At 30.5% G+C, this 15,906-nt stretch carries 19 protein-coding genes; 12 read left to right on the forward strand and 7 right to left on the reverse strand.

Translation table 11 applies throughout. From position 1 onward, the window contains the following. Complete coding sequence (locus tag KDK92_RS22125) at positions 1-699, reverse strand: response regulator transcription factor (RefSeq protein WP_250861589.1); 699 nt, start codon at positions 697-699, stop codon at positions 1-3. Between the two features lie 164 nt (positions 700-863). On the opposite strand from KDK92_RS22125, the gene KDK92_RS22130 reads away from it, so the two are divergent. After that, positions 864-1,058 (forward strand): transposase, encoded by a 195-nt coding sequence (locus KDK92_RS22130; RefSeq protein WP_250861590.1) that lies wholly within the window; start codon positions 864-866, stop codon positions 1,056-1,058. Between the two features lie 304 nt (positions 1,059-1,362). Here KDK92_RS22130 and KDK92_RS22135 read toward each other — a convergent pair whose 3' ends face one another. Further along, positions 1,363-2,121: a sulfite exporter TauE/SafE family protein gene (locus tag KDK92_RS22135; RefSeq protein ID WP_250861591.1), complete on the reverse strand. Its 759-nt coding sequence runs from the start codon at positions 2,119-2,121 to the stop codon at positions 1,363-1,365. Between the two features lie 186 nt (positions 2,122-2,307). On the opposite strand from KDK92_RS22135, the gene KDK92_RS22140 reads away from it, so the two are divergent. From KDK92_RS22140 to KDK92_RS22165, 6 genes are all read left to right on the forward strand, one after another. Further along, on the forward strand, positions 2,308-2,652 hold the full coding sequence (locus KDK92_RS22140; RefSeq protein ID WP_250861592.1) for a four-helix bundle copper-binding protein: 345 nt from the start codon (positions 2,308-2,310) through the stop codon (positions 2,650-2,652). Between the two features lie 174 nt (positions 2,653-2,826). Continuing rightward, complete coding sequence (locus tag KDK92_RS22145) at positions 2,827-3,690, forward strand: alpha/beta hydrolase (protein WP_250861593.1); 864 nt, start codon at positions 2,827-2,829, stop codon at positions 3,688-3,690. Positions 3,691-3,757: 67 nt separating this feature from the next. Beyond that, on the forward strand, positions 3,758-4,291 hold the full coding sequence (locus KDK92_RS22150) for a cysteine hydrolase family protein (protein WP_250861594.1): 534 nt from the start codon (positions 3,758-3,760) through the stop codon (positions 4,289-4,291). Positions 4,292-4,454: 163 nt separating this feature from the next. Then, positions 4,455-4,625, forward strand: a complete 171-nt coding sequence (locus KDK92_RS22155; RefSeq protein WP_250861595.1) for a metallophosphoesterase family protein — start codon at positions 4,455-4,457, stop codon at positions 4,623-4,625. Between the two features lie 77 nt (positions 4,626-4,702). After that, positions 4,703-5,383, forward strand: coding sequence for a DUF5680 domain-containing protein (locus KDK92_RS22160; protein ID WP_250861596.1), 681 nt, complete (start codon positions 4,703-4,705; stop codon positions 5,381-5,383). Positions 5,384-5,495: 112 nt separating this feature from the next. Then, on the forward strand, positions 5,496-6,368 hold the full coding sequence (locus KDK92_RS22165) for a methionyl aminopeptidase (RefSeq protein WP_250861597.1): 873 nt from the start codon (positions 5,496-5,498) through the stop codon (positions 6,366-6,368). Between the two features lie 149 nt (positions 6,369-6,517). Here KDK92_RS22165 and KDK92_RS22170 read toward each other — a convergent pair whose 3' ends face one another. Beyond that, a complete protein-coding gene (locus tag KDK92_RS22170) occupies positions 6,518-6,769 on the reverse strand; it encodes a TIGR03905 family TSCPD domain-containing protein (RefSeq protein ID WP_250861598.1) in 252 nt (83 codons plus the stop codon). 294 nt (positions 6,770-7,063) lie between these two features. Between KDK92_RS22170 and KDK92_RS22175 the strand changes: the two genes are divergently transcribed. Then, positions 7,064-7,951: a YncE family protein gene (locus tag KDK92_RS22175; protein ID WP_250861599.1), complete on the forward strand. Its 888-nt coding sequence runs from the start codon at positions 7,064-7,066 to the stop codon at positions 7,949-7,951. Here KDK92_RS22175 and KDK92_RS22180 read toward each other — a convergent pair. Beyond that, positions 7,941-8,465 carry a DUF4364 family protein gene (locus tag KDK92_RS22180; RefSeq protein ID WP_250861600.1) on the reverse strand — a complete coding sequence of 175 codons (525 nt, stop codon included), beginning with the start codon at positions 8,463-8,465 and terminating at the stop codon, positions 7,941-7,943. The two genes, KDK92_RS22175 and KDK92_RS22180, sit on opposite strands and share 11 nt — an antisense overlap. A gap of 310 nt (positions 8,466-8,775) precedes the next feature. Here KDK92_RS22180 and pdaB point away from each other — a divergent pair, with 310 nt between their 5' ends. Both pdaB and KDK92_RS22190 read left to right on the forward strand, forming a co-directional pair. Further along, a complete protein-coding gene (pdaB, locus tag KDK92_RS22185; RefSeq protein ID WP_250861601.1) occupies positions 8,776-9,543 on the forward strand; it encodes a polysaccharide deacetylase family sporulation protein PdaB in 768 nt (255 codons plus the stop codon). A gap of 143 nt (positions 9,544-9,686) precedes the next feature. Further along, entirely contained in the window at positions 9,687-10,370 is a 684-nt protein-coding gene (locus KDK92_RS22190; protein WP_250861602.1) for a single-stranded DNA-binding protein, read from the forward strand. A gap of 37 nt (positions 10,371-10,407) precedes the next feature. Here KDK92_RS22190 and dapD read toward each other — a convergent pair whose 3' ends face one another. Next, positions 10,408-11,115: a 2,3,4,5-tetrahydropyridine-2,6-dicarboxylate N-acetyltransferase gene (dapD, locus tag KDK92_RS22195; RefSeq protein WP_250861603.1), complete on the reverse strand. Its 708-nt coding sequence runs from the start codon at positions 11,113-11,115 to the stop codon at positions 10,408-10,410. Between the two features lie 416 nt (positions 11,116-11,531). Between dapD and KDK92_RS22200 the strand changes: the two genes are divergently transcribed. Continuing rightward, the gene (locus tag KDK92_RS22200) at positions 11,532-12,689 is read left to right on the forward strand and encodes a pyridoxal phosphate-dependent aminotransferase (RefSeq protein WP_250861604.1); all 1,158 of its coding nucleotides are present in this window, start codon (positions 11,532-11,534) and stop codon (positions 12,687-12,689) included. A gap of 459 nt (positions 12,690-13,148) precedes the next feature. Here KDK92_RS22200 and dapB read toward each other — a convergent pair whose 3' ends face one another. Together dapB and dapA are read right to left on the reverse strand one after the other, a co-directional pair. Further along, positions 13,149-13,901, reverse strand: a complete 753-nt coding sequence (gene dapB / locus KDK92_RS22205; protein WP_250861605.1) for a 4-hydroxy-tetrahydrodipicolinate reductase — start codon at positions 13,899-13,901, stop codon at positions 13,149-13,151. 13 nt (positions 13,902-13,914) lie between these two features. Further along, positions 13,915-14,793: a 4-hydroxy-tetrahydrodipicolinate synthase gene (dapA, locus tag KDK92_RS22210; RefSeq protein WP_250861606.1), complete on the reverse strand. Its 879-nt coding sequence runs from the start codon at positions 14,791-14,793 to the stop codon at positions 13,915-13,917. Positions 14,794-14,965: 172 nt separating this feature from the next. Here dapA and KDK92_RS22215 point away from each other — a divergent pair, with 172 nt between their 5' ends. Then, positions 14,966-15,901, forward strand: coding sequence for an ABC transporter permease (locus KDK92_RS22215; RefSeq protein ID WP_250861607.1), 936 nt, complete (start codon positions 14,966-14,968; stop codon positions 15,899-15,901). The last annotated feature ends 5 nt before the right edge of the window (positions 15,902-15,906 follow it).

Consider the following 15,906-nt stretch of genomic DNA (forward strand, 5'->3'; position numbering starts at 1 on the left):
TTATGCCTCCTGATTAAAACGATAGCCAATTCCACGTACTGTTTGAATATAAAATGGATTATTGGGATCCGATTCAATTTTTTTACGCAGTTTACTGATAAAGGACATGATATTGTTATCGTCAAAACAATAGTCATCTTCCCATACATGCTTATAAATCTGTTTTTTTGTATAAATTTTTCCCTTGTTAGAGGCAAGGAAATTCAAAAGTTCAAATTCTTTTCCAGTTAATTTTATTTGCTTCCTACTTATAAATACGGTTCTGGTTTCTTTATCAATAGACATGTCTTTCAGTTGTAACCTAACAGCAGTTTGTTTATCAAAATAATTCAGCATAGTATATCGTCGAATTAATGAATTGACACGTGCCATAAACTCATTAATTCTAAATGGCTTTGTTAGATAATCGTCTGCTCCTATCCATAATCCTTTAACTTTGTCTACTTCTTCATTTTTAGCTGTTAACATAAGAACTGGTACAGCGTTTGATTTTCGTAATTCAGACAGTACTGCAAATCCACTCATGTCCGGCAGCATAATATCAAGTATGAGAAGAAAATATTTGTTTTCAGCTAATCTATTTAAACCACTTGCACCCGTATGTGATAATTCAGCTATCATTCCTTCTTTTTCGATACATTTTTTTAGTAATTGGCATAATTCTATATCATCGTCTATAATTAAAATTCTGTTTTTCATAGCTTTTATTTTGTCCTTTCTTTTATATGTATTATTCATGAATCTTAATATTATGGCACATTATAAATATTTATAAGCACCAAATAGGTGAAAATAATATAAAAGAAGCCCCCTCTATATTATGGTTGATTTCTGACAAAAAACCAATAAAAAGTAGACTTCATATGAATAGTTTAATACAAAAAATATTTAAATTCAATCCTATAATTAGTTTTAACTTTGATGGCGATCATTTAACTTCTGACTCTAGATTAATTCTTTATAAAGAATTTGATGAAGCTATTGGAGTTAACCAATGCATTAAAAACCATAATATTTTTGCACTATTCCTTATAAATAATTACCAATATACTCCTTAAAGTAGAGTCACTTATTCCTTCTTCTCGAAAATTTGTAGATTTTATTAACAGTAAGTTATAAATCTAATCCTTTACCCAAAGGAATCTATCATTTCTAACGATTGAATATTTCTCTAAATAGATTTTGATAAGAGCAACTACTACATAACTTTAGATTTTATATCATGTAGCAGATAAGCCCACAAAGAAATGGACCAGTAGATATTAACACTCCTTTATCTTTAGTACTGTCGTAAGTTTAATGATAGATCAAGTATTAGATATATTAAAATGGTATTTTATTAAGTACCACTCTCAACTTCTTTTAAAGTATTTTAAGTACGTCTACCAATAAAAGTTTAAGTGATAGAAGAAGTGACATTGTAACAAATATAGGTTTTATAACTTTTGCTCCTTTTTTTAGAGCAAAGGCTGTCCCAAATCTTGCACCAAGTATGCTAAAAATTGCAACAGGTATACCATAATAAAGATTTATTTTCAAGTTTATGGCATATAGAAAAAGTGATGAAATATTACTCACAAAATTCATAACCCTGGCATTCGCTCCTGCCTTCTTAAATTCAAATCCGAAAATGTGAATTAGCCCAAATATCAAGAAAGAGCCTGTTCCTGGTCCGAAAAAACCATCATAGAAACCTAAGGATAGTGCTAATATTACTAATAGAACAATTCTCTTTTTATCTATAGGTTTAAGATTTTCCTTCATTCCAACTGATTTTGAAAATAAAGAAGATACACCGATAATCATAACCATTACTAGAATTATACTACTTAATGCTTTTTCATTAATCTGTAAAGCGGTAGTTACACCAATAGAGGCACCGATAAATGTAAATGGTAAAGCATGTTTTAGTAACTTTTTATGGCCATGGCCACTTTTTAAATACTTAATCGAGCTTGTAAGTGATGCACATGTAGCAGAGAACTTATTTGTACCAAGTACCATGTGAGTTGGCAATCCAGCCATGTAATATGCGGGTACACTTATTAGACCACCACCACCTGCTATTGAATCAACAAATGCTGCTACAAAACCTGCGATACACAGAAAAACAATTGTCATATATTTTCACACTCCATATTATTATGTCTAAGGACATTATAGGTTATTTAAACCATATAATAAAGAAGTTTTGGGAGAATATTAGGGAAAATAATAATAAGATATATTATTGGCATAATAAATAGTGATTGATTATTATATTAAGTAAAAAATTAGGTGTTTAAATGTACCTTAAGGAGTGATGATATGCCAATAGTAGGGAATATACATAATGAAGATATGTTACTATGTTTAAAAAGTTGTAAACTTTGCCTTCAAGCATGTGAAGAGTGTTTATCTCTTTGCTTAAGAGAAGATGATGTGAAAGATAGAATTGAATGTATAGAAAGTTTGAGAGATTGTACTGATATATGTGCTATTGCAATAAAAGTTATGAGTAGAGGAAGTAAAAACGCTTCCAAAGTGTGTAAGGCTTGCGCAGAGATTTGTAGAGAGTGCGAGAAACACTGCAGTATGCATGAAGATAGTCATTGTCCAAAATGTGCAGAAATATGTAAGGATTGTGCAGAATATTGTGAAAATATGAGTTGATAAAATAAACCCTATGATATCTTAACATAGGGTATTTTCACTATAAGTAAATATTAGATATTTTAATTAAAGAAACTAAATATAAATAAACAAATATTAATTAAGTACAAGTCATTGATGTGAAACAACTACGATGGTATAATACAGACAACATAATTAAGGGCGGGTTGGTTAATGGCATATAAAGAGAGTATCCAGAGTAAAATTCTTAAAAAAATTTGTTCCATGGTTTCCTTAGAGGTAACAGCTCCAAAGGGGGCATGGAGAGGAAATAAGAAGCTCTTTGAAAGAGGTTGTAAAATTGAGAAAAAGGTAATCAATGATGTGGTAGGGTATTTAATCACACCTGATGATATGAAAATAGAAAGCATTGTATATTATTTACATGGTGGAGGATATGTTTTTCATCAGACAATAAATCATATGAAGTTCTGTACTAAGATGTCAAGAGAAAGTGGTATTAGAGTTATGATTATCGATTATAGTGTTGCGCCAGATAATCCATATCCTGCTGCTTTAAATGAAAGTATAAATGTCTATAAATATTTATGTGATGAGTATGAAGATACAAAAATTATACTAATGGGTGATTCAGCAGGAGGGGGATTGGCTCTTGCAGTTGCCCTTAAGATAAAGGAAATGGAATTAAAGAAACCTAGTAGAATTATTCTACTATCACCATTCCTCGATGTTTCTGGAGAAAATGCTAAAATGGTAAATATAGAACCTGATGATCCAATTTTGAGTATAGAGTTCATAAAGAAATGTGGAAGGCAGTATGCAGGTGAATTTAATCTAGATAATCCTTATATTTCTCCTATACATGGAGATTTTAAGGAACTTCCTGATATTTCAGTTTATATAGGAACACATGATATTCTCTATCCAGATTGTTGTATCTTCATAGATTTATTACAGGAGCAAGGGGTAAATGTGAATTTTGTTGAATATGAAAAGATGATCCATGTTTGGATGTTTTATGATATACCTGAAGGTAAACAAGTGCAGAGGGAGATTTTTGAAGAATTAGAAGGATAAAGTTACCTTGTGTATAAATAGTTATAAAGAGATGAATCAAGTAAATATGAGATAGGAGAGAAAACCCATGGGAAAGAAAGTTATTTTAATTATTGATGTTCAAAAAGAGATGTTTATGTTTGATGGGGCGGAGCCATACAAAGGAACTGAGATGGTACGAAATATTAAGAGCATATTAGATAAGGGGAGAGCGAATAATATACCAGTATTTTTTGTTCAACATACCATGACAGAAGGCGAATTATTCAGAGAAGGTACTATAGGATGGCAGGTTCATGAAGATATTGCCCCAGTGGAAGGTGAAAAATGCATAAAGAAATACAAATGTGATTCTTTTCAGGATACGGGGCTACATGAAATACTTCAAAGTATAGGTGCAAAAGAACTAATAATAGCTGGAATGCAAACTGAGTATTGCATGGATACTGCATTCAGAAGATCATTTAGTCTTGGATATGATAGTATATTGGTTAAGGATGGACATAGTACATTTGATAATGAGGTTCTTGATGGTGAAACAACTGTAAAACATCATAACAGTATACTCCAAGGATTTGGAAGAATACTTAGTACGGAAGAGATTCTAGATACAGTTCTTTAGATTAAGTGAGTGAAAATAATATATCGTAAGTTTGTCTACAAGGGGCTGTCTCGTCATAGAAATCATTTTCTATTCTGAGACAGCCCCTTGTTGACAAACCTAAAAAAGTAGTCACCATTCAAAAAAATGATACAAGAGTGGTGCGAGTATTCTAGAAATGAAAATGACTTTAATTTGGACTAATATTCTAAATAATATGGAGATTGATGCACTATTTTCTGGGCATACGCATGTTTCAGAAATAATCGAAGCTGATGGAGATATCTATAAGTTTCCAATTATAATTGGAGGTGGTCATTCTGGTGATGATGACAAACTCAATAAAGGCAACTAGTGGTTGACAAAATTGTTATGTTTAATTGGTAGAAATATAATAATTCTATTAGTATACTTGAGTTAGGGGTGATTAAAATGAGTTTTCAAGAACAGTTGCAGAGATTGAGAAAAGAAAAAGGATTATCACAAGAAAAATTAGCGGAAATTATTGGAATATCAAGACAAGCAGTTGCTAAATGGGAAGTTGGTAAGTCATATCCTGATATTGCTAGATTAATTGCATTAAGTGATTTCTTTAAAGTAAGTATTGATAAATTGGTGAATGATTACGAGGAAAATTGCCGTTTGAGTATAGAAGATAATAAAGAAGATTATATAAATGAAAATATAATACAATTTTTATGTACAGCAAAAAAAGCTACATATGCAGGTAAAGGTGCGGAAGTTCAATCTTCTAGACCTAATTCGCATGATTTACAGTATACTGAAGGAAATTTAAAATATATTGATACATATTTAGGTGGAGAGCAATTTGCTGGAGAAGAGGCATTATGGAAGGACGATATGCCAATTTGGGTAATGAATTATAATGGGAGAATTATTTGTGAAGGATTTTCAATAAGTTTCTTAAAAGAGGCATTAGCTTTAGTATCTAAAGAACATCCATATCGTGGACCTATGGTATACCAAAATGGACAATATAAATATCATTGCATTGTTAATGGAAAATTTGAATGGTTTCATGGGTATGAAGAAATATTTTTTAATGATACAAAGGTATATGAATGTATTTTTCATGGCGGGTGTATAAAATAATATATCCTTAGGAGTGTAAAAATAGAGAAGTATACTGACTTGTTATTTATTTCAACTTGCCTTATGAGAATGACATGTAGTTAAATAAAATTATATGAGTAGGAGCGTGTATATGATTTTAAGTAGAAATGATAAATGTTGGTGCGGCAGTGGTCAAAAATATAAAAAATGTCATATGAATTTTGATGAAAAACTAAAAGAATTAAAACAACAAGGATATGAAGTTCCAACAAGAGATATGATTAAGAACAATGAACAAATTGAGGGAATAAGAAAAAGTGCTAAAATTAACAATGGTCTTTTAGATTTGATTAGTGAGAATATTAGAGAAGGCATGAGTACAGAAGAAATAAATACATTAGCTCATGAATATACAGTATCTAATGGAGGAATACCAGCTGATCTTAATTATGATGGTTTTCCAAAGAGTATTTGTACTTCAATTAACGACGAGGTATGTCATGGGATACCCAACCAAGATATAATTCTGAAAAATGGAGATATCATAAATGTTGATGCAACCACGATACTTAATGAATACTTCTCAGATGCATCACGAATGTTTCAGATTGGTGAGGTAAGTGAAGAAGCTAGAAGAATTGTTGATGTAGTTAAAGAATGTTTATATAAGGGAATAGAGGCGATTAAGCCATGGAAGAGTTCTTTAGGGGATATAGCAGCAGCAGTTCAAGAGCATGCAGAAAGTAATGGATACTCTGTAGTTCGGGAGTTTGGAGGTCATGGAGTTGGACTTCATATTCATGAAGAACCTTTTGTGTCCCATTTTGGAAAAAGAGGAACAGGCATGATTTTAGTACCAGGTATGGTATTTACTATTGAACCTATGATAAATGGTGGAAGTCATGAAATATTTATAGATGAAGATAATGGCTGGACAGCATTTACAGCCGATGGGGCGCTTTCAGCACAATGGGAACATACAATTCTTGTAACTGAAGATGGTATAGAGATAATATCAAAATAAAAGGGGTCAAGATGAGATAGCTATGAAATAAAAGGAGTAAAATTCTATTGTTCATTGAACAGTTGAATTTTACTCCTTTTATTTAGATGAACCATTGTATTTCAAATACAATGGTTCATCTAAACTAGTCACATATTGGTATGCTTAGTTTACGCATTCACTAAGACTAATTGTTCAATAGCTAAAGCTAATTGATCAGGACATGAGGTGCTCTTACTACCGCAAGATATTCCTTTTAGACGATTAACAACGTCTTCTGGAGCAAGACCTTCAACCAAAGTAGATATTCCTATTAAATTACCAGGGCATCCACCAACAAACTCTACATTTGTTAATTTACCTTCTCTTATTTCAAAATTTATGTTCTTTGCGCATACACCTTTTGTTGAAAAATTATACATGTTTACCTCCGAAGTATTTAAGGCAAGTTCAAATAAATAACAACTCAGTATACTCGTCTATTTTGCAAACTACTTCATCTTTGGAACCCACTGAGAGAACAACTATCAGTCCAACACGACCCATTCTTGCAAAATATACTTCGCATCTTTGACTTGTTATTTATTTTCACATGCCTAAGAAATTAAACCCCCTATGGGTACCTTAAAATTATACTAAATTTCTCAAAATTTATCAATGATTTATCTATCCATTTATAAAGATGTTTCATAATATAATGTGAGGAGGTGATAAGTTTGGATTGTCTATGTACTTGCAATATGGCCTCAGATGATATAACGATTTTAGACACAGATAGCTGTAAGATAGTGAATACGTATAAATTAAGTGAAAATGAGAAGCGGATTGGACCACACGGAATATGTAGTATTGAAAAAAGAATATTTACTGCTAATAGATATAGTAGAGGAATATCTATAATAGATTTGGAGAATGAAAAAAAATTAAATATTAACATTGGAGTAAGTTGCACGGATATAGCTGGGTTTGGCGAGCGGTTATTTATACTATGTGGAGATTCTAACAATATCATTGTATATAATAACAAGAATTATGAAATCGAAAGCTTGATACCATGTGGTAATCTTCCGCATAGTATATGGATAGAAAAAGAAAAAAGGATTATCTTAACATCAAACTTATTTGATGATTCACTTACGGTTATAAATTTAGATAATTACAATGACATTAAAAAGATAAATGTTGGAGTATATCCTATGAGTGTTGTTACAACTACGGACAATGATTATGTTTTAGTATGTGAATCTAATATTGGAATGGAGTGCAATGGAAGTCTAAGTATAGTATCTATGAAAAACTTTAAGGTAATAAATAGAGTTACTGTAAGTAAGTCTCCTATGGATATGTATTATGATGGAAAAAAATGTTATGTATCTAATTTTGCAGATGGAATTATTTCAGTTATAGATGTTCAAAAATGGGAGTTGGTTGATGAAATCAATGTAGGAGGAATGCCACGAGGAATAATTGGAGATAAGGATTCGCTGTATATTTGTGATAGCTATAATGATAGTTTAATTATAGTAGATGTCAAAGACTATACTAAAAAAACAATTCCCATTGGGAAAGAACCAATGAGAATTGCTAAAATTATTACTCTATAAGAGTGTTGATTATTTTAACATAAAGCTCTGAAGAGTTATTTTTCCATCTTTTGCAAAGATCACTTGCTTGAGATTTTGATCCTACACTCAATTTAAGATCTATGAGAGCTGATCCGTTTTCATAAGCACTTAATTCAACGATGAAAAAGTTATTTTCATCAATTGTGTAATCTGCATTTACGGTTATTTGTTTTTTGATGTTATCAATATTTTTACTTAGGTAGTCATCTAAAAGATCCTTTTTTTCTTGAGAAATCCTATTTGAAAACATAGAAAGGACATTAACACCTTGATCACTAATCTCAAGCATATGTTTTCCGTTATGCTCAATATTTTTTAATAAATCAGATGACACTAATTCAAAAATATACTGCTGAAGGGCAAAATAGTTCAGCAAGTTATTAGATAAAATAAGCTCAGTTAATGATATGTTAGATATTGGCATATTTATTTTTTTTGCTATATAAAGAAGCAATAATTTACTTTCTGCTAATTCTGTAGATGAATTCTGCATTATTACCCTCCTTAAACAAGAAATTAATGCTATTTATAATTATAACATAAAATTTATTACTTGGAAGACTATAAATATTTTTTTGAATAGTTTAAAGCATATATGAATATAAATTAGGTATATGAAAATAAATAACAAGTCAAAGGTGCGACGGATATTTTGCAGAAGGGGAATAGTTATGTTCTTCTGATAGATACTCTATCAGTGGGTTCTAAGGAGCAAGTATGGCACAAAATGGACTAGCATACTCACTAGTTATTTATTTGAATATGACTTGATAGAGAAAAACTTATAAATAAGGAGGTGTAAGATGTACCTAAAAAAAATAAAATTTAATATCAACATTAAAATTATTATTTTTTCCGCTATTATAGTAATTGTGGGAGCTTTGATACTCAATAAATCATTTATTGATGTATTTAACTTGAATAATAAGAAGTTACCTATTTATAATGTGGATACAAATGGTGAGAAAGTGATTGCCATAACATTTGATGCGAGTTGGGGAGCTGATAATACCATAAAAATATTGGACGTGCTTGATGAGTATGATGTTAAAGCAACATTCTTCTTGGTTGGTAGATGGGTTGATGAATATAAGGCTGAAGTAGAAGAAATACATAAAAGAGGTCATGAGATAGGAAATCATTCAAATTCACATCCAAATATGACTTCTCTCTCAAAAGATGCAATTATCAGAGAAATTATTAGTACAGATAGTAAGATAAGAGCAATAACAGGAGAAGGAACAAAAGTATTTAGGTTTCCTGAAGGGGCCTATAATGACCAGACAGTACAAATAATTGAAGAAAGTGGACATTATTGTATTCAGTGGGATGTTGATAGTATTGACTGGAAAGAACAGAGTGCTCAGAATGAATATGATAGAGTCATAAGTAAGACAATGGGGGGCTCAATTGTACTATTTCACAATAATGCTAAATATACTCCAGAAAACTTACCTAAAATATTAAAACAACTAAAGAGTGATGGATTCTCATTTGTAACAGTGTCTGAATTGATTTATAAAGAAGATTATATAATTGATCATGCGGGAAAACAGACTAAAAAAAAATAAAAAAGTTGAAAATTTGATGGTATTTGTATTATAATGGAAATGTACCTAAATTAATTAAATAAAATAAAAAAATAGGAATATGTATCATGGTTAATGAATACTTTATTTATGAAAAGAACAAATAACTAAGGGAAAGAGGGGTTATGATGGACAATTTAATGAACAATAACAGTATTTATCTAGAAGGAAGAGTTGTGAGTGGTTTGGAATTCAGTCATGAGATGTATGGTGAGGGATTTTATAATTTCTATATTGAAGTTCCTAGACTGAGTGATGCAAAGGACTGTTTGAATATAACAGTTTCTGAGAGATTATTGGATGAACAAAAAATTGAAATTGGTAATGATATAGTTGTTGAGGGGCAGTTAAGATCCTATAATAAGTATCAAGATGGAGCAAATAGATTGATATTAACAGTTTTTGCACGAGATATTTATCCTTGTTTAGAAAAGAGTAAGAATCCTAATCAGATTTATCTGAATGGTTTTATATGCAAAAGTCCTGTATATAGAAAAACTCCATTTGGAAGAGAAATTTCTGATATGTTATTAGCAGTAAATAGACCTTATAATAAATCTGATTACATACCTACAATAGCTTGGGGAAGAAATGCTAGGTATTGTAAAGGGTTAGAAGTAGGAGATAATCTTAGAATTTGGGGAAGACTTCAAAGTAGAGAATATCAAAAGAGAGTTAGTGAAGATGATGTAGTTAAAAAAATTGCTTATGAGGTGTCAATCTCAAAAATGGAAAGAGTGGCAGAAGATAATACTACTGAAGCAATATTTGATGATACTGCTGGAGATATCAAGGAAGATATAGTATAAACAATAATAAAAAGGCGTTAAAAACAACGCCTTTTTATTATTTTCTTAAATCTTCTAAGATTTCTGTTTTGCTTGATGTCTTTTCATCTACAGCTTTTACAATTCTAGCAGGTGAACCTGCTACAACAACTCCGCTTGGTACATCTTCAGTTACAATAGCTCCTGCTGCAACAACAGATCCAGTACCGATTTTTACTCCTTCTAAAATTACAGCGTTAGCACCTATTAGAACGTTATCTTCAATTATACAAGGTGATTTACTAGGTGGCTCAAGAACACCAGCTATAACAGCACCAGCACCAACGTGAGAATTTTTACCTACAAAGGCTCTAGCGCCAAGAACTGCATTCATATCAATCATAGTGCCTTCACCGACTTCAGCTCCAATATTGATTACAGCTCCCATCATTATTACAGCATGATCGCCAATTATGGCTTTATCTCTGATAATTGCACCGGGCTCTATTCTTGCATTTACTTTTTTAAAATCTAACATTGGAATCGCAGAATTTCTTCTGTCATTTTCTAAGTGATAGTATTCTATTGTAGAAGAATTTGATTCTAAGATATTTTCAATAGAATCTTTTTCTCCAATAAGAATTGCCATATCACCACTTTGGAAAACTTTAACGTTTTCAGAGGTGTTATTAATTGACCCTTTTACATAAACTTTCACAGGTGTAGATTTTGTAGCATCTTTTATGTACCTTGCAAGCTCATATGGATCATTCAAATTATATTCCATAATAAACTCCTTTCCATCTAAAATATATTTTTGAAAAATAATTAACCCATTTCAAACAAAATAATAATAATAATTTGTAAATAAATATTATGCAATGTTTCTCCTTAGTGTAACATAAGATAATATTATTTGTAAAATATATCGAGTAATACATTATTATTATAACAAATTAACATAACATATATTATAATTTTAAATATATGATATAATTTTGTAAAGAATATTTGGCACATTCAAAAAATAAATTAGTCATCTTACTCGTCCTTTTGATTCTTTTCGTCGTTACTCAATTACTTACATACAGTTAGTATGCGCGTAATTGAGTGCCTAGAAAATAATTAAAATTACTTCGCAATCTGCCTTATTTATTTTTTCCATGTACCAATAGTAATTTTTTTCATAAAAGGAGTGGGAAAATGGGTTTTATAAATAAAAACGTTGAAAAAATTCAAATTACTGGAATAAGGAAGTTTTTTAATAAAGTAATAGAAGTAGAAGATGCTATATCTATGACAATAGGTCAACCTGATTTTCCAGTACCTGAAGCAGTAAAAGAAGAAATGATTGAAGCTATAAATAAGAATAAATCAGGTTATACAAAAAATGAAGGGTTATTTGAACTGAGAGAAGCAATAAGTAAATATCTTATAAATCAGAATATAAATTATTCACCTGATGAAATATGTATTACTACAGGTGGAAGTGAAGCAATATTTAGTTCCATACAAGGAATTCTAAATGAAGGAGAAACTATTTTAGTACCAGATCCAGCGTATCCAGCATATGAAGGATGTATTAAAATGCAAGGAGGAAATATAAAGAGGTATTCTTTAACAGAGGAATTTCAACCTAACTTTAGTGAAATAGAAGAAATTCTAGAAAATGAAGAAAGTATTAAAGGTATTATAATTTCATACCCTTGTAATCCCACTGGTTCAGTATTAAGTAAAGAAAGCTTTAATAAATTTATTGAGGTACTTAAAAATAGAGATATAGTTATTATTTCAGATGAAATGTATAGTTCGATTATATATGATGAAGAATATTTTTCTTTGGCTCAATGTAAAGAGTTAACCGATAGAATCATATTAATCGGGGGATTTTCTAAGATATTTTCCATGACTGGTTTAAGAGTGGGGTATTTTTGTGCAAAAGAGCAGATGCTAAATAAAATCAATGTAGTTCATCAACACAATGTAACCTGTGCACCATCAATTGCTCAGTGGGGAGCGCTAGCAGGGCTTAACTTCAGTATGAATGAAGTTAAAGAAAGAAATTTAGAATTTAAAAAAAGAAGAGATTTTATTTGTAATAGGTTAAAACAAATAGGGATAGATGTGTATATTCCTAAAGGAGCGTTTTATATTTTTATAGATATGAGTTTTACAAAGATTAAGAGTGAAGAATTATGTGATAGATTATTATATGAGCAAAAGGTCGCCTTAGTACCAGGGAGTGCTTTTGGAGAAAAAGGCGAGGGGTTCGTTAGGTTATCATATTGTTACTCTATGAATGAACTAGAGGAAGGACTTAATAGGATAGAAACTTGGTTGAGGAATAATAAACTCCTATAATAGAAACTATAGAAGAAATGGAGAATTGAGAATGTATAATCAAGATTCAATCAGTTAGTTAAATTTATTGAGAATAAGAGATTTGCACACATGTGAATGTATTAGTTAGCTGTAATACTTTGATGGCTATTGGTAAAGTAATGAAACTCAAAAGCATTAATCATATAACTTTTTAATATAGTTTCTAAACATAGACTTAAATAAAAGGAATGAAACTTTCTTGGTTTAAGAAAATAAAAATGTAGTTTCTGACTAATATCAGAAACTACATTTTTTTAGTAACAAAATATTTTTCTCCTTGATACAGATGAAACATTGAATTCTAAATACAATATTTTATCATAAGATAAAATGAGTAAAATCTCTTTGTCCTAAAGAACAATAAAATGTAGCTTCTGCCCTAAAGCAGAAGCATCCATTATTCTCCATTGTCCATTAAAGAATGCATCGCATTCTGTTCTAAAGATCAAGCATATCGTCCATATCATACAACCCTGCTTCTTGATCAACCAAATATTTAGCAGCTTTAAATGCACCCATTGCAAAGATGTTTTTTGAAAGAGCTTCATGTTTAATTGAAACTATTTCATCATTTCCAGCGAAAATCACTTCATGCTCACCTACAATTGAACCGCCTCTTAAAGAGTGCATACCAATTTCTTTTTTCTCACGTTTATGATATCCTTCTCTTCCATGAACATATTCATTTTCCTCAGGAATAGAATTAATTATTGCATCACCTAAAAGATAAGCAGTACCTGATGGTGAATCTACTTTTTTATTATGATGCTTCTCTATAATCTCAATATCAAATCCATCATAAAGCACCGTAGCTGCTTTAATTAATAAATTTTTAATAAGGTTTATACCTAAAGACATATTTGCTGAGAAAAATATAGGTGTTTCTGTGCTAGCAGATTTAATTTCTTTTATCTGACTATCTGAGAAGCCGGTTGTACATAATACAAGAGGAAGCTTGCTCTTAACACAAAATTTTAATAAGGAATCAAGAACTACAGGGTTACTAAAATCAATAATAACATCTATTTTTTCCTTTATATCTTCTAAGTTTGAATAAACGGGAAAAGAAAAATCTGAGCTATATTGTTTATCAAATCCTGCTACTATTTTAATGTTTTCTAGTTTAGTACATTCTGTAATTAAAACTTTACCCATTGTACCACTACAGCCACTTAATAATATATTAACCATTAAATCATCCTCTCTAACAAAGTTTATGCTTTTTGAGTTCATCCATAAGAAGCTTTTTATTCTCTTCATCCATATCTAATAATGGCAATCTCAATAATCCGGTATTCATACCCATCATATTAAGAGCAGTCTTAACTGGTATTGGATTAGTTTCTATGAATAAAGAATTTGATAATGATAAATATTTTAACTGTAAGTCTAGAGCTTCTTTTGTTTTTCCTTCTAGATAAAGGTGAACCATTTTAGAAGTATCCTCAGGGATAATATTTGCTAATACAGATATAACACCTATTCCTCCAACTGAAAGAACTGGGATTATTTGATCATCATTTCCAGAGTATATATCAAAATCGTCGTCACATAGTTCACGGATTTTTATTATTTGACTAATATCTCCGCTAGCTTCTTTAACTGCGTTAATATTTGAAAGCTTACTAATTTTATATACAGTTTCAGGAATTATATTAATTCCTGTTCTACTAGGAACATTATATGCAATTATAGGTATTGATACGGAATTGTTTATTGCTTTGAAGTGTTCAAACAATCCTCTTTGAGTAGTTTTATTATAATATGGTGTAATAATCAATAACCCATCTACACCAATTTTTTCAGCCCAAGTACTCATATTTATAGCTGCAGCAGTATTGTTAGAACCTGTACCGGCGATTACGGGGATTCTTTTACCCACTATATCTACAACAAATTTAATTGTTTCTTTTTTCTCTTGAGTGGACATTGTTGAAGCTTCTCCAGTTGTTCCACAAACTATGATAGCATCAGTCTTTTTTTCAATATGCCATTCAACAAGTTTTTCCAATGTTTTAAAATCAACGCCATTTTCAGTAAATGGAGTAACTATGGCAACACCAGAACCTTTGAATAATGTCATAATATCAACTCCTTTCATTTATATAAAATATCTTAAAGATACCTTTACTTTATTATATAGTTCTTTCTATTAAAATAACATAGCTTTGTTAAATTTTTGGAGAATAATAAATATTCTTATTAAGCACAATAATTATAAATGTATAAAATAATGTGTAGAAAAGAGGGGAAATATGATTAAATTTATTATTCGAAGGATACTATATATGTTTTTTACGCTCTTAGTAGTAATAACAATAACATTTTTTTTAATAAGAGCCATTCCAGGTGATCCTTTAGCATCAATGGCTAGGAAACTACCAGAGCAAACAAAACTTAATTATTATGCTAAGTATGGTCTAGATAAACCCATAATAGTGCAGTACGGAATATTTTTAAAAAATCTTATTCTTAATGGAGATTTAGGAGAATCTTTAACTTACCCTGGAAGAAAAGTAACAAAAACAATATTTGAATACGCACCAGTTTCAGGGAGATTAGGGATACAAGCAATTACAATTGGTTTTACATTGGGAATTATTCTAGGAATTATTGCAGGGTTTAATAGAAATAAAGGACCAGATTATGTAGTTATGTTTGTAGCAATATTGGGAATTTCAGTTCCGAGTTTCGTTATAGCTTCGTTACTACAGTATTTTTTTACTGTTAAATTTACCCTATTGCCTACAATTGGATGGGGCGCTTTCAAGCATACTATATTGCCTTCAATAGCTTTAAGTTTTGGATCTATAGCTAAATATGCTAGGTATATGAGGGCTAATTGTTTAGATGTAATTATGCAAGACTATATACTTACTGCAAAAGCAAAAGGGGTATCTAAATTTTCATTAGTAACTAAACATGTTATAAGAAATGCTATTTTGCCTGTAATAACATTACTAGGTCCTCAGATTGCCCTTGTTTTCACAGGATCTTTTGTAATTGAAAGCATATTTTCTATACCTGGCCTTGGATCCTATTTTGTATCTTCAGTTTCAAATAGAGATTACACTATGATAATGGGGCAAACCGTTTTTATTTCATTTTTATTCGTTAGTTCTCTTTTAGTAGTTGATTTAGTATATGGATTAGTTGATCCAAGAATAAGAGTAGGTACAGGAAAGAAATAGGAGGT

Origin of the sequence: Oceanirhabdus seepicola (genome assembly GCF_023684385.1) — a bacterium.
GTDB lineage: Bacteria > Bacillota > Clostridia > Clostridiales > Clostridiaceae > Oceanirhabdus > Oceanirhabdus seepicola.